The sequence below is a fragment of the Sulfitobacter sp. PS-8MA genome (genome assembly GCF_040933935.1).
In the GTDB taxonomy this organism is placed as follows: Bacteria; Pseudomonadota; Alphaproteobacteria; order Rhodobacterales; family Rhodobacteraceae; genus Sulfitobacter.
In genome coordinates this window covers 668664-681692 of sequence record NZ_JBFQYJ010000006.1, presented here as the reverse complement: position 1 = coordinate 681692, position 13029 = coordinate 668664, and the positions used below count along the sequence as shown (strand labels likewise).

Sequence of the window (13029 nt, the reverse complement as noted above, 5' to 3'; positions counted from 1 at the left end):
CTTATCCTGCACGCTCCGCCATGACGCAGCGTGTGGGGTTGTTTTCAGCGCATGAGAGCGCAACTTGGACCCATAGCAAGCATAAAGGAAACCCGATGTCCGACCAGATGCAAAGAATCGTCCTCGCCAGCCGCCCCGAGGGTGCGCCGACGCCCGAGAACTTCCGGCTCGAAACCGTCGATATGCCCCAGCCGGGCGACGGCGAAATTCTGGTCGAGGTGCATTACATGTCGCTCGACCCCTATATGCGGGGCCGGATGGATGATGCAGAGTCCTATGCCAAACCGGTGCCGATTGGCGGCTTGATGGAAGGCGGCAGCGTCGGCAAGGTGATCGCCTCTAATGATCCCAGTTTTGCCGAGGGCGATTTTGCCTTCGGAGCCTTCGGTTGGGCCACCCACGGTGTCGCCCCGGCCAAACAGTGCCAAAAGATCGACGCCAATGCCGTCCCCATCACCGCCGCGCTTGGCGTCTTGGGGATGCCCGGGCTGACGGGGTGGTACGGGCTCAATGAAATCGGCCAGCCGAAAGAGGGCGAAACACTCGTCGTCGCGGCGGCCACCGGCCCTGTGGGCTCGGTCGTTGGGCAGCTGGCGAAGGCCAAAGGTCTGCGCACCGTCGGCATCGCGGGCGGGCCCGAGAAATGCGAGATCGCCACGCGTGAATTCGGTTTTGACGTCTGCCTCGACCACCGCGCCTATGAGGACGCGAAATCCCTGCGCGCGGCGTTGAAAGAAGCCGCGCCGGATGGGGTCGATATCTACTTCGAGAACGTCGGCGGCAAGGTTCTGGACGCGGTTCTGCCGCTGATGAACCCCCATGGCCGCATCCCGCTTTGCGGCATGATCGCCTGGTATAACGCGGGCGGTTTGGGCGCCAATGCCGAAGGCGCAGGCCTGACGGGGCCGCGTCTGTGGCGGACGATCTTGGTGAACTTCCTGACCGTGCGCGGCTTCATCATTGCGAACCATTGGGACAGAATGCCGGAATTTCACCGCGAAGTGGGTCCGATGGTGGCCGAAGGGCGTGTGAAGGTGAAAGAGGACATCACCGAAGGGCTGGAGAATGCGCCGCAGGCCTTTATCGACATGCTGACCGGGGGGAACACCGGGAAGGCTATCGTGAAGGTGAATTAGGCCCGCGCGTTACCTCGCCCGGCCCGGCACCACGCCGCAGGCGCCGGGCCATCGCCTGCCCGTCCCCCGGGCAGGCGATGGCTCTCAGCACGCCACTCAAGCGCGCTGCAATTTGCGCGCCTCCTGCCCCGCGAGCTTCAGCAACTCTTCCATAAAGGGCTTGCCCAGATCATCCCGGCGCACCGCCGCATAAAGCCGCCGCGTGATCCCCTGCGCGGTCAAAGGCCGGGTCACGTAATCCGACGAATATTTCACCTCGCGCACCACCCAATCCGGCAGCACCGAGACCCCGCGGTTCGACGCGACAAGCAGCAGGATCACCGCCGTCAACTCGACCTGTCGGATCGCCGCAGGCTCGACCTTGGCCGGGATCAGCAACTGGCTGAAGACATCCAGCCGCGACCGTTCCACCGGATAGGTGATCAGCGTCTCGCCCCGGAAATCCGCCGCCTCGACAAACGGTTTCTCGGCCAGAGGATGGTTCTGCGAGGCCACGAAAACCGGATTGTAATCAAAGAGTTCGACAAATTCGACACCTGGCAGCTCTTCGGGGTCCGACGAGACCACCAAATCCACCTCCTCGCGCAGCAGGGCCGGCAGCGCGTCAAAGGCCAGACCGGGGCGGATATCGACATCCACATCCGGCCAAAGCCGCCGGAACTGCTCCAACACCGGGAAAAGCCATTCAAAACAGGCGTGACATTCGATCGCGATATGCATCCGCCCGGTGCTGCCCGCGCGCAGGCCAGAGAATTCATCCTGCAAGGCTTCGACCTGCGGCAGCACCTGCTGCGCCAGCTTCAGCAACCGCTGCCCGGCCGGGGACAGTTTCAGCGGTTTCGAGCGCCGCACGAACAACTCGACCCCGGCCTGATCCTCCAACCCCTTCACTTGGTGACTTAAAGCCGACTGTGTGATATTCATCTGATCCGCCGCGCGGGCCAGACCGCCCGCCTCGTGGATGGCTTTGATCGTGCGAAGATGGCGGAACTCGATGTGCATGTGAGGCATTACTCATGTTCAAGATGAATGTTATGAATTTGTCTCACAGCGCTCAATGTGAAACAAGGCATGAAACCGTCAAAAGGATCAACCGATGACCACGCCCGCTGTCTCCTTCGAAGTCTTTCCGCCCCGCACCGTCGGCGCGGCGTTCAAACTGTGGGATGCGGCGCAAGCATTGGCGCCTTTGGCCCCGCGTTTCTTCTCGGTCACCTATGGCGCCGGCGGCACCACCCGCGATCTGACCCATGATTCGGCGCATGTTCTGCACCGCACCTCCGGCCTGCCGGTCGCGGGCCATCTGACCTGCGTCGGCGCCAGCCGCGCCGAGACGCTCGACGTGGCCGATAAGTTCGCCGAAGCGGGCATCAAAGACATCGTTGCCCTGCGCGGCGATCCGCAGGCGGGCACCGACAGGTTCGAGCCGCACCCCGACGGTTTCGCCGACAGCTGCGAGCTGATCGAAGCGCTGGCCAAGACCGGGAAATTCACCATCCGCGTCGGCGCCTACCCCGATCCGCACCCCGAAGCGGCGGACCAGCAGGCCAATATCGACTGGCTGAAACGCAAGTTCGACGCGGGCGCGGATGAGGCGCTGACACAGTTCTTTTTCGAGGCCGAGACTTTCCTGCGCTTCCGCGACGCCTGTGTCAAAGCCGGCATCGACAAGCCGATCACGCCGGGCATCCTGCCGGTGGTGAACTGGACCTCGGCCCGTAAATTCGCGGCGAAATGTGGCACGCCGGTCCCGACATGGGTCGATCAGGCCTATGAGGCCGCGATCCGCGATGACCGGCACGATCTGCTGGCCCAGGCGATGTGCACCGAATTATGCAGCGATCTGATCGACGAAGGGGTCGATGCGCTGCATTTCTACACGCTCAACCGCGCCGAACTGACCCGCGATGTCTGCCGCGCCATCGGCGTGACGCCGCAGGTCGATCTTTCCGACGTTGCGTAAGTAAAGCACTGCAGGGGCGGGGGCTTGCCCCTGCCCTGCGCGGGCGTATCCTCTGCGGCGATCAATTTGCCGGAGAACCCTATGCCCCGCGTCGCCCATAGCCCTGCTGACCTTCTGTCTCAATCCGAAGCCCTGAAACTCTCGGGCCTGGAATTCATGCAGGCGATTCTCGACGGCACCAACCCCGGCCCGCCGATCGGCCAGACGATGGGCTATGCGCTCCATGCGGTCGAGGCGGGGCGCGTGGTCTTTCGCGGCGCGCCAAGCTTTGCCATGACCAACCCGATGGGCACGGTCCATGGCGGCTGGTACGGCACCCTGCTCGATTCCGCGATGGCCTGCGCCGTGATGACGAAAATTCCGCGCGGCTCGGTTTATACGACGTTGGAATATAAGATTAACATCCTGCGCGGCCTGCCGCTGGGGATGGAGATCGACTGTATCGGCGTCACCGATCACGTCGGCCGTTCCACCGGTGTGGCGCATGGCGAGATTCGGGGTGTCGAAGACGGCAAGCTCTATGCCACAGGCTCAACCACCTGCATCGTGATGAAGATCGCCTGAGCGTCATCTGCGAATGGGGGGGGTGGTACCACCTCCTGGTCTCGAACCAGGGACCTCTTGATCCACAATCAAGCGCTCTAACCAACTGAGCTAAGGCGGCACTGGGGCGGATTTAGCGCCGGTGGCGACGGATTGCAAGACCAAAGGCGCAGAAGAATCGCTTCATTATAGCAGAATTTCCCATGTCTGCTCCACGTTCGGTTTGCCGAAGGAAATGACCGGACGGCTGTCGGTCAACTGCCAGCCGGTACGGGCATAAAGCGCCCCGGCGGCGCGGTGGGATTCGTGGGTCCAGAGCTGCATCGCTTCAGACCCCTGCGCGCGGGCGAAGCGAATGCAGCTCTGCAACAGCCGGTGCCCCAGCCCCCGCCCCCGCGCCTCGGGCACCAGCAGGAAAAGCCGCAGTTTCGCACGGGTCTCGTCAAGCCGCACGCAGAAGATGGAGCCGAGCCGCGCTTCGCCGCGCCAAGCGATCCAGCCGCGCTCGCAAGTTGGATCGTGGTTTCGAAGGAAATCGTCGAGGATCTGCGCCACCAGCCTGCCGAAACTGGCGTCGAACCCTTCGACACGGGCGTAGTGGTCGCGGTGTTGCGCCAGCAGCCAGTCCCGGTCCGCGGCGGTGAAGTGGCGAATTTCGATCTTGTCCATGCCGCAGCTTGGCAGCAAGATCGCTTGCTTTTCAAGCGGCAGCGCGCTAGCGAGAACGCCCATCAAATTGGAGAGCGCCATGGGCATCGACACCGAACGCGACATCGAAGCAAACCTGCAAATCGGCCCCACCGACAAGGGCATGGTCCGGCTCTTCGTCGAAGGCGGCGGCGTGGAAATCCCGATGGATTTCACCCCGGATGAGGCCCGCGAGATCGCCGAAGAGATCATGGCCGCAGCCAGCCGCGCCGGCAAGGTTAAGCGCTAAGCGGCGTCAAGCCCCGCTCGGCGCCATGTCCGGATCGCGCAGCCGGTGCAGACGCCGTGCGGCATGGGTCGCGAATTTCTGTATCATCACCTTGCGCCGCGCGGGCGCAAGCTTGCTCTCGGGGCCCATGCGGATCGTCTCCGCCCCATAGGCGTCCCCGATGATAAGGCCGCTTTCCTCTGGCAGCAGCTCGACCGGGAAATCGCTATCGACGGCCCAGAAAAACCGGTCTGCCCATTCCAGATAGCCCTCCCATTTTGCGTCGCCCATGAAATCGGCGCGACAGGATTTGCATTCAACGATCCAAACCTCGCCTTTGGGTCCAAGCGCCATCACATCCACGCGCAGCCCGCGCGTCGGCACCAATTCCTCAACACAGGCGAAGCCCAGATCGGCCAGGTGTCGCATCACCCCCCGCGCCAAAAGCTGGCCCGGTTGGAAGCTCTGTAGCTCTGTTTCCATCATAGGGGTAAATATGAACATTTGGTGAACATAGGCAAGAGGCCGGGGCAAAGAGTTTGGTAATTCCCCCACCGCCCCCTATCTTGATAGCCAGTAGAGCGAGGGGGCCCCATGGCAAAACGCGAACCGATGAGTGAAACGCAGGCGCGTGGCGTGCGCTATGCGCGGGAGCTGGAGGGGCATCTGACATGGCTCGACACTTTCTCCGGCACCGCGCTCGGCGTGCTGGCGGTGGCCTCGGGCATCTATACCTACCTTGGCGTGTCCTCTCTGCTTGATGACAATGGCGCGATGTCCGCCTTTGCGGCGATTGCCTATTCGGTGGCGGTCTCTGTGGGGATTTTCGTCTTCTGGTCCTACCTTCTGCGGCTCTTTCCCGCCGTCCGCACCACCCGCGCGCGGATGGGGCTTTTGGGCGCGATGGGCCTCGGCTCCCTGGCGATCATCGCGATGTCGAGCTGGCTCAATGCCGCCGCCCTTGCCGGATCGGCGGCGGTCGAACAGCATCTGGCCGAGACGGTGCAGGACTATCAGGGCGCCCTGGAACGCACCCATGAGATTGCCCTGTCAGCCCAAGGGCTTGAACGCGACGTTGCCCGCGTGCGGCAAAGCTTCGAAGACCTGAGCGAACAGGAGGCGGCAGGCAGTCTTTCCGGCCTTGCCGGGCGCGGGGCGGTGTTTCGGGTGCTGCGTCAGAAATCAGCGGAACTGTCGGCGCTGGAGGCACAGATTGCCACCCAGACCCCTTTGGTGGATGACGCTTTTGCCGAAGGGAACCAGATCCTGAGCCGGATGCGCGCCCTGACGGTGGAACCCGGCCCGGTCGAGGCGCGGTCGGTCGAATTTTCCGAACAGGCCGTGCGGCTGGCCGGGCTGATCACCCGTCTGCGCCAGCTTTCGGTGGCGCCTTTGGTTGAGCGGGCAGCACAGGATCTGGCGGCTTCGGTGGTCCTGCCCGAACTGGATGGCAGCAACCCCGAACAGCGCGGCGCGCAGGGGGCGACGATCACCTCTGTGCTTGAGGTCCTGGCGCAGCGCGCGGCCACTCTGGAACGGGCGGCACAGGATGTGCAGGCGATGCCCCCCGCCGCCGACAGCACCTATACGCCGATTTCCAGCGCCGATGCGGTGATCCTCTATGCCCGCAATTTCGTGCCCTCCTGGGCCGGTGCCATTGCGATTGACCTGCTGCCCGCCGTGCTGGTGCTGATCCTTGCCATCACCCAGGGTGCGATCCGCTCGGGCCGCGAAGGGGCGGCGGTGGAGGATACGCTGACGCTGGCAGAGCTGCGCGCCGCGCTGGCCGCCGTGCGCGATGTGGATGCGGCGATGCAAGACAGCCCGGCCCAGATGCGCCCCAGCGAGGACGCCCCCGCCCCGCGCGAAGAAACGCCCGGCCAAGTCACACCGATCAAAAGCACATGAGCGACAGCGCCCCCTCCGAAGTCGATCAAGCACCGCGCAAACCGGCGGTGGGCCGCGTGCTGATGGGCGTGCTGATCTTTCAACTCGGCCTTGCGGTGCTGCTGTTCTGGGGCGATCTGGGCCAAGGGCTGCGCCTGCCCGGCTTTGGCCCCAAAGCGCCGGAGCTGACCGAACCGATCCGCCCCGGCGACCAGACCCGCCGCTACCGGCCCGATCGCGCGCCAAACCCCGGTCAACCGATGCCGCAGACGGCCCTGCCCGAGCGGTTGATCCTGACGCCGGTCTCGGGCGGTCGCGCGGCCTTGCTGGAGGGGGCGATCACGGCAGGCGATGCCGAGCGTATCGTCAAACAACTGGCGGAGCTCTCGCCCCAGCCCGAAGAAATCTACCTCAACTCCCCCGGCGGCTCGGTCCGGGACGCGATGGAACTGGGCCGCTACCTGCGCGGCGCGGGGATCAACACGGCACTGCGCGACGGGGATGTCTGCTATTCCGCCTGCCCCTATCTGCTGGCCGGTGGCGCAAGCCGTGCGGTGCCCGACAGCGCCTCCGTCGGGGTGCATCAGCATTACTTTGGCCAAAGCACGATCCTGCCCGCTTTCGTCGCCGTGGAAGACATTCAGCGCGGCCAGGGTGAGGTGATGCGCTATCTCGACGACATGGGGATCGACCCTCTGGTGATGCAACATGCGCTGGTGACACCGCCGGGCGAAATCTATGTCTTGCTGCCCGATGAATTGCGGCGCTACGGGTTTATTCCGACCGAAGAATAGGGCCGCGACAGGAAGTCTGGCAAAAGCCCATCTGCCCCCTTGTCCCCCGCCCCTATGCCCCCTACATCGGGGGTCGACGGGTTCTGCCCTGTTCGTGAACGTTACATTCCAGTGGCCTTAAGCAAATCCGAGGGAGCTGGCTCTGTCCGAGCCCTGGTTCGGTTACCTGGCGCCCACCTGTACATACAGGTCCTCGGGAATAAAAACAGCAGCGGCAGGCGCGGTTCCCGTCACTTTTCCCCAAATAATGATGTAGTTGATGGCCCCTCGGGGACACTTTCCCGGGCGTTTAAAAGGCTTCGGGACGCGCCTCGCGCGCCATATGGTCGAGCACGGCGTTGACAAAGCTCGGCTCGCGACCATCGGGGAAGAAGGCATGGGCCACGTCGACATATTCCTTGATCACGACGCGCGGCGGCGTGTCGTCATGGCGGAACTCGGCGCCCGCCGCGCGGAACAGGGCGCGCAGGGTCGGGTCGATCCGGGCGATGGCCCATTTCGCCACGATGGCGCGGTTGGCCATCTGGTCGATCGGCGCCTGATAGTTCACCGCATCTTCAAGCACGCGGGAGAAGTGATCGACATCCCCCTCCTGCATCTCGTCACCCTCATAGACAGCACCGAAACGGTGGTCGATGAATTCGTGGCGCACGACGTCGACCGTCTGCGCGGAATGCTCCATCTGGAACAGCGCCTGCACGGCATAAAGCCGCGAGGCCGATTTCATCTTACGTTTCTGGTTGCCCGAAAGCCCGTTGCTGGTCATGCGATGTTTGATCCATCCGTGTCGCCGGCCATCAAAGTGTCCTGCCCGAATGGCTTGAACCCGATGCCCTTGCTCTGGCGGCCCCATTTACGAGCGAGCGCGATAAGATGCAAGGCCGCAGCGGCCGCGCCGCCGCCTTTGTTTTGCCCCTCGGGGTCGGCACGCACCTCGGCCTGCTTCTTGGTCTCGACCGTCAGGATGCCGTTGCCAATGCAAAGCCCTTGCAGGCCAAGCAGTTGCAGCGCGCGGCTGCTGTCGTTGCAGACGGTCTCGTAATGCGTGGTCTCGCCCCGGATCACGCAACCAAGCGCGACATAGCCGTCGAAATTGCTGCCCCGGTCGGAAATGCCGATGGCGGTGGGAATCTCCAGCGCGCCGGGCATCTCGATCACCTCATAGGTCGCACCCGCCGCCTCAAGCTCGGCCTTGGCGCCGGTCAGCAGGCCGTTCGCGATATCCGAATAATAGGGCGAGACGACGATCAGCAGCTTCACCGGTTCGTCAAAGCTGGGGCGCGGCAGGATGGTATGCTCTTCAGCGGATGCCATGGCGATTACTCCGTGGTGATGGGCCGGGTGCCCACGATTTCAAGCGCATAGGCATCAAGGCCCAGATAGCGCGTGTCGGGATTGTCGGTCAGCAGGACCAGTTCATGCAGCCCCATCGACGACAGGATCTGCGCGCCGAGCCCGGTGCGTTTGATGGTGCGCGGGCGGTCGTCATCCTCGGCATCAAGTCGCAGGCGCGGGTAAGGGTCGCGGAACAGCACCACGGCCCCCCGGCCCTCTTCGGCGATGATCCGCATCGCATGAGGCAGCTCATCCGCCGGGCTGGGGCCAAGGCCGAGGATATCCTCCAGCGCATTGATCGCATGGGTCCGGATCAAGACCGGCTCGGGCGTCGAGATGTCGCCCTTGGTCAGCACCACATGGTCGGTCCCGGTGATCTGGTCGGCGAAGATGCGCATCTGCCAGTCGCCGCCATAGGCCGAGGTCACGGTGCGGCTGTCCCGCTCCACCAGCAGATTGTCATGCTTGTGGCGGTAGGTGATGAGATCGCTGATCGTGCCGATCTTGAGCTTATGTTCGGCGGCAAATTCCACCAGATCGGGCAGACGCGCCATTTCGCCGTCGTCTTTCATGATCTCGCAGATCACGCCCGAAGGATGCAGCCCCGCGAGGCGCGAGATATCGACCGCCGCTTCGGTATGCCCTGCCCGCACCAGCACGCCACCATCGCGGGCGCGCAGGGGGAAGACATGGCCGGGGGTGGCGATATCCGCCGAACCGGACTGTTCAGAGATCGCCACGGCCACGGTCAGCGCCCGGTCGGCGGCGGAGATGCCGGTACTGACACCCTCACGCGCTTCGATGCTGACGGTGAAGGCCGTCTCATGCCGCGAGGAGTTGTTCACCGCCATCATCGGCAGGCCAAGGTGATCGACCCGCTCCGCCGTCATCGGCAGGCAGATCAGCCCGCGCCCATGGGTCGCCATGAAGTTGATCGCCGCGGCATCGGCAAACTGCGCCGGGATCACCAGATCGCCTTCGTTCTCGCGGTCCTCATGGTCCACCAGGATGAACATGCGGCCTTGGCGCGCCTCTTCGATGATCTCTTCGATCGGCGAGATCGCATCGCTCAGCCCTGTCTCGACCGGTCCGGGTTTGTCAAATTGCATCGGCTGTTTCCATCTATCTGTTGCCCGGCTCTTAGCCTGACCCGCGCCGCTTGGCCAGAGCGCGCCCCGCAGGGCGCCGCGTCACATCTCGTTCAGCCGCGCCACATAACGGGCCAGCGTGTCGATTTCGAGGTTCACCGCATCGCCCACGCGTGCATCGCCCCATGTGGTCACTTCCTTGGTATGCGGGATGAAATTGATGCCGAAATCACAGCCATCGACGTCATTCACCGTCAGCGAGGTGCCATTCAGCGCCACCGAGCCCTTGGGCGCGATGAACCGTGCCAGACCCTTGGGCGCGCGCAGGGTCACACGGGTGCTGTCGCCCTCCTCTTTCATCTCGATGATCTCGGCCACGCCATCGACATGGCCCGAGACGATATGCCCGCCCAACTCGTCACCCACCTTCAGCGCGCGTTCGAGGTTCACCCGCCGGCCTACGGCCCAATGCTGGCCAAGGTTGGTCTTCTGCACCGTCTCGGCGCTGATCTGCACCTCATACCAATCATCGCCCAGCCCGACGACCGTCAGGCAGACCCCGTCGCTGGCAATCGACGCGCCCATGTCGATGCTGCTGGTGTCATAGCGGGTCTGGATACGTGCGCGCAGGTCGCCTTCCTGCTCCAACTTGGTCACGGTGCCGACGTCGGTGATAATGCCAGTGAACATGAATAGGCTCCTTTGCGGGTTTCGCGCAGTGGTAAACCCGGTCACCGCCACAGGCAAGAGCGGGTCATGTCACATTTACGCCCTTATTATATGGTGGTTAACCCTTTAAGGACGACAGTAAAGGATGAGCATGACCGCCACAGACGCCCAGACCAGAACCTTCCTGTTTTTACAGGGGCCACATGGGCCCTTTTTCAACAGCCTGGGCAAGATGCTGCGCCGTGCCGGGGCCGCGGTCTGGCGGGTTGGGTTCAATGCAGGCGACCGGGCCTTCTGGTTCCATCCCTCGACCTATATCCCCTATCGCGGCACCGTGGCGGATTGGCCCGAGACCTTTGCCGCGCTACTGGACGAAAAGCAGATCACCGACATCGTGCTTTACGGCGACACCCGCCCGATCCACGCCGAAGCGGTGGCCGAGGCCAAGCGCCGTGGCATCACCGTACATGTCTTTGAAGAAGGCTATATGCGGCCCTATTGGGTCACCTATGAGCGTGGCGGGTCGAACGGCAACTCGCGGCTGATGGAGATGACTATTCCACAGATGCAGGCGGCTTTGGCCCGCTCGGACATGGAAGCGCCCCTGCCCCCCGGCCATTGGGGCGACATGCGGCACCACATCTTTTACGGCGCGCTCTACCATTGGTTCGTGATGTTCAGAAACGGGGATTACCGCAACTTCACCCCGCACCGCAGCATTCCGGTGACCAAGGAGTTTCGCCTCTACCTGAAACGGCTGCTGCTGATGCCGGTGCTGGCGCTCGACCGGCTGCGCGCCACCCTGCGCATCAGGCTGGGCGGCTTTCCCTATCATCTGGCGCTGCTGCAACTGGAGCATGATTCCGCCTTCAAATCCCATTCACCCTTCACCACCATGGCCGATTTTCTGGAACTGGTGATCGAAGGTTTTGCCAAAGGGGCGCCGCAGCATCACCACCTCGTCATCAAGGCCCACCCGCTCGAAGATGGCCGCGTGCCGGTGCGGCGCGACCTGCGGCGTCTGGCACGGGAATATGGCGTCTCGGACCGGGTGCATTTCGTGCGCGGCGGCAAGCTCGCGCAGCTCTTGAACGACAGCCGCAGCGCGGTGACGGTGAATTCCACCGCCGGGCAACAGGTGCTCTGGCGCGGCATCCCGCTCAAGGTCTTTGGCCGCGCGGTCTATTCCCAGCCGGAGTTCGTCTCGGACCAGCCGCTGCCCGAGTTTTTTGCCGCCGCCAGCCGCCCCGACAACCGCGCCTATAAGGACTACCGCCGCTACCTGCTGGAAACCTCGCAGGTGCCGGGGGGGTTTTATGCCGCGCGCGGGCGCCGGCAATTGCTGCGTCAGGTGGTCGATATGATGCTGGCGGAGCATGATCCCTATGACGCGCTGGAACAGGGCACCGCGGCGCCTCGGCAACAGTTGCGGCTCGTCACCTGAGTTAAGCCTTTCGCCCCTGTAGCTTTTTTCGATAACCTGCGCTAGATTGCGAAATAATACGTCATGACAATTGGCGATTTCGAGGCAGAATAATCAGGTCGAGGAGACCGGGCAGTGAAATCCGTAACCATCCGGTGGGCGCGCCCCATCGCCGTTCTGGCGGCATTGGCCGTCGTGTCTTCCTGCGGATTGCCGCAGGTCGGGCCGAACAAACGTCAAATCTATTCCGGCTCCGTGCAGCGCGAAGGCGACGCCTTTGTCGTGGCGGTCAACGACCGCGTGACCCGCGCCACCGCCGTGGCCCCGGCGCTTGGTTTTTCCGAAAGCTTCAAGAACGCAGGCCGGGTTGGCTCTGACACGATCCAACCGGGCGATATCCTTGGCATCACAGTCTATGAAAACGTCGACGACCCGCTCTTGGGGGTTGAAGGCGCGCCGGCCACGATGCTCGAAGAGGTGCAGGTCGATGGCGCGGGCTTCATCTTTATCCCCTATGCGGGCCGCATCCGCGCCGCGGGCAATACGCCCGAAGCGATCCGCCGCATCATCACCCAGAAACTGGGCGAGCAGACCCCCGACCCACAGGTCGAAGTGCGCCGCGCGGCGGGCGATGGCTCGACCGTCTCGCTGATCGGCTCGATCGGCGCGCAGGGTGTCTACCCGATTGAACGCCCGACCCGCACCCTCGGGGCGATGCTGGCGCGCGCAGGCGGCGTGACCATCGTGCCCGAGATCGCCCAGATCACCGTGATCCGGGGCGGTCAACGCGGCAAGATCTGGTTCCAGGACCTCTATGACCACCCCGAACTTGACATCGCCCTGCGGCCAGGCGACCGCATTCTGGTCGAAGAAGACACCCGGTCTTTCACCGCGCTTGGCGCCACTGGTGGGCAGGCCCGCGTGCCGTTTGAATCGCAGAATCTTTCGCTTTTGGAAGGCATCGCGCAAGTGGGCGGCCTCAGCCCGATCTCGGCGGACCCGACCGGCGTCTTCGTCTTCCGCAATGAGCCTGAGGAAGTCGCCGAGCAAGTGCTGGGCCGCAGCGATCTGATCGGCGCGCAGCGCATGGTCTATGTCACCGATCTGACCCAGCCCAACGGCATGTTCATGGCCCGCGACTTTGTGATCCGCGACGGCGACACAATCTATGTGACCGAAGCGCCCTTCACCCAGTGGAGCAAGGTGATCTCGGCGATCACAGGCACCGCTGGCTCCGCCGATAGCATCACCTCGCTGACCGAATGATCCACCCCG

At 63.7% G+C, this 13029-nt stretch carries 15 protein-coding genes, 1 tRNA gene and 1 other RNA gene; 9 read left to right on the top strand and 8 right to left on the bottom strand.

Features of this window, described 5'->3' with window-relative positions:
• The first annotated feature begins 95 nt into the window (after positions 1-95).
• Positions 96-1136 (top strand): NADP-dependent oxidoreductase, encoded by a 1041-nt coding sequence (locus AB4M76_RS07255; RefSeq protein WP_368441121.1) that lies wholly within the window; start codon positions 96-98, stop codon positions 1134-1136.
• Positions 1137-1232: 96 nt separating this feature from the next.
• Here AB4M76_RS07255 and AB4M76_RS07250 read toward each other — a convergent pair whose 3' ends face one another.
• A complete protein-coding gene (locus AB4M76_RS07250) occupies positions 1233-2138 on the bottom strand; it encodes a LysR family transcriptional regulator (protein ID WP_368441120.1) in 906 nt (301 codons plus the stop codon).
• Positions 2139-2232: 94 nt separating this feature from the next.
• Here AB4M76_RS07250 and AB4M76_RS07245 point away from each other — a divergent pair, with 94 nt between their 5' ends.
• Positions 2233-3099: a methylenetetrahydrofolate reductase gene (locus AB4M76_RS07245; protein ID WP_368441119.1), complete on the top strand. Its 867-nt coding sequence runs from the start codon at positions 2233-2235 to the stop codon at positions 3097-3099.
• Positions 3100-3180: 81 nt separating this feature from the next.
• Positions 3181-3663, top strand: coding sequence for a PaaI family thioesterase (locus AB4M76_RS07240; RefSeq protein WP_368441118.1), 483 nt, complete (start codon positions 3181-3183; stop codon positions 3661-3663).
• A 23-nt stretch (positions 3664-3686) separates the two neighbouring features.
• Here the strand turns inward: AB4M76_RS07240 and AB4M76_RS07235 are convergent.
• Both AB4M76_RS07235 and AB4M76_RS07230 read right to left on the bottom strand, forming a co-directional pair.
• Positions 3687-3763: transfer RNA gene (locus AB4M76_RS07235), tRNA-His, on the bottom strand.
• Between the two features lie 65 nt (positions 3764-3828).
• On the bottom strand, positions 3829-4311 hold the full coding sequence (locus AB4M76_RS07230) for a GNAT family N-acetyltransferase (protein ID WP_368442397.1): 483 nt from the start codon (positions 4309-4311) through the stop codon (positions 3829-3831).
• A 79-nt stretch (positions 4312-4390) separates the two neighbouring features.
• On the opposite strand from AB4M76_RS07230, the gene AB4M76_RS07225 reads away from it, so the two are divergent.
• Entirely contained in the window at positions 4391-4579 is a 189-nt protein-coding gene (locus AB4M76_RS07225) for a DUF6324 family protein (protein ID WP_368441117.1), read from the top strand.
• 6 nt (positions 4580-4585) lie between these two features.
• Here AB4M76_RS07225 and AB4M76_RS07220 read toward each other — a convergent pair whose 3' ends face one another.
• Entirely contained in the window at positions 4586-5044 is a 459-nt protein-coding gene (locus AB4M76_RS07220; protein WP_368442396.1) for an MmcB family DNA repair protein, read from the bottom strand.
• A 108-nt stretch (positions 5045-5152) separates the two neighbouring features.
• Between AB4M76_RS07220 and AB4M76_RS07215 the strand changes: the two genes are divergently transcribed.
• From AB4M76_RS07215 to ssrS, 3 genes are all read left to right on the top strand, one after another.
• Positions 5153-6466, top strand: coding sequence for a hypothetical protein (locus AB4M76_RS07215; protein WP_368441116.1), 1314 nt, complete (start codon positions 5153-5155; stop codon positions 6464-6466).
• Positions 6463-7239, top strand: a complete 777-nt coding sequence (locus AB4M76_RS07210; protein ID WP_368441115.1) for an ATP-dependent Clp protease proteolytic subunit — start codon at positions 6463-6465, stop codon at positions 7237-7239. The genes AB4M76_RS07215 and AB4M76_RS07210 overlap by 4 nt, the downstream gene beginning before the upstream one ends.
• Positions 7240-7316: 77 nt before the next feature.
• Positions 7317-7470: non-coding RNA, 6S RNA (ssrS, locus tag AB4M76_RS07205), on the top strand.
• Between the two features lie 58 nt (positions 7471-7528).
• Here the strand turns inward: ssrS and nusB are convergent.
• The 4 genes from nusB to AB4M76_RS07185 form a co-directional block, all read right to left on the bottom strand.
• A complete protein-coding gene (gene nusB / locus AB4M76_RS07200; RefSeq protein ID WP_368441114.1) occupies positions 7529-8005 on the bottom strand; it encodes a transcription antitermination factor NusB in 477 nt (158 codons plus the stop codon).
• Positions 8002-8553, bottom strand: a complete 552-nt coding sequence (locus tag AB4M76_RS07195; protein ID WP_368441113.1) for a 6,7-dimethyl-8-ribityllumazine synthase — start codon at positions 8551-8553, stop codon at positions 8002-8004. The genes nusB and AB4M76_RS07195 overlap by 4 nt, the downstream gene beginning before the upstream one ends.
• Before the next feature lie 5 nt (positions 8554-8558).
• Complete coding sequence (gene ribB / locus AB4M76_RS07190; RefSeq protein ID WP_368441112.1) at positions 8559-9683, bottom strand: 3,4-dihydroxy-2-butanone-4-phosphate synthase; 1125 nt, start codon at positions 9681-9683, stop codon at positions 8559-8561.
• Positions 9684-9764: 81 nt separating this feature from the next.
• A complete protein-coding gene (locus AB4M76_RS07185) occupies positions 9765-10352 on the bottom strand; it encodes a riboflavin synthase (protein ID WP_368441111.1) in 588 nt (195 codons plus the stop codon).
• A 130-nt stretch (positions 10353-10482) separates the two neighbouring features.
• Here AB4M76_RS07185 and AB4M76_RS07180 point away from each other — a divergent pair, with 130 nt between their 5' ends.
• Both AB4M76_RS07180 and AB4M76_RS07175 read left to right on the top strand, forming a co-directional pair.
• Entirely contained in the window at positions 10483-11775 is a 1293-nt protein-coding gene (locus tag AB4M76_RS07180; RefSeq protein WP_368441110.1) for a capsule biosynthesis protein, read from the top strand.
• Between the two features lie 114 nt (positions 11776-11889).
• Positions 11890-13020: a polysaccharide biosynthesis/export family protein gene (locus AB4M76_RS07175; RefSeq protein WP_368441109.1), complete on the top strand. Its 1131-nt coding sequence runs from the start codon at positions 11890-11892 to the stop codon at positions 13018-13020.
• The last annotated feature ends 9 nt before the right edge of the window (positions 13021-13029 follow it).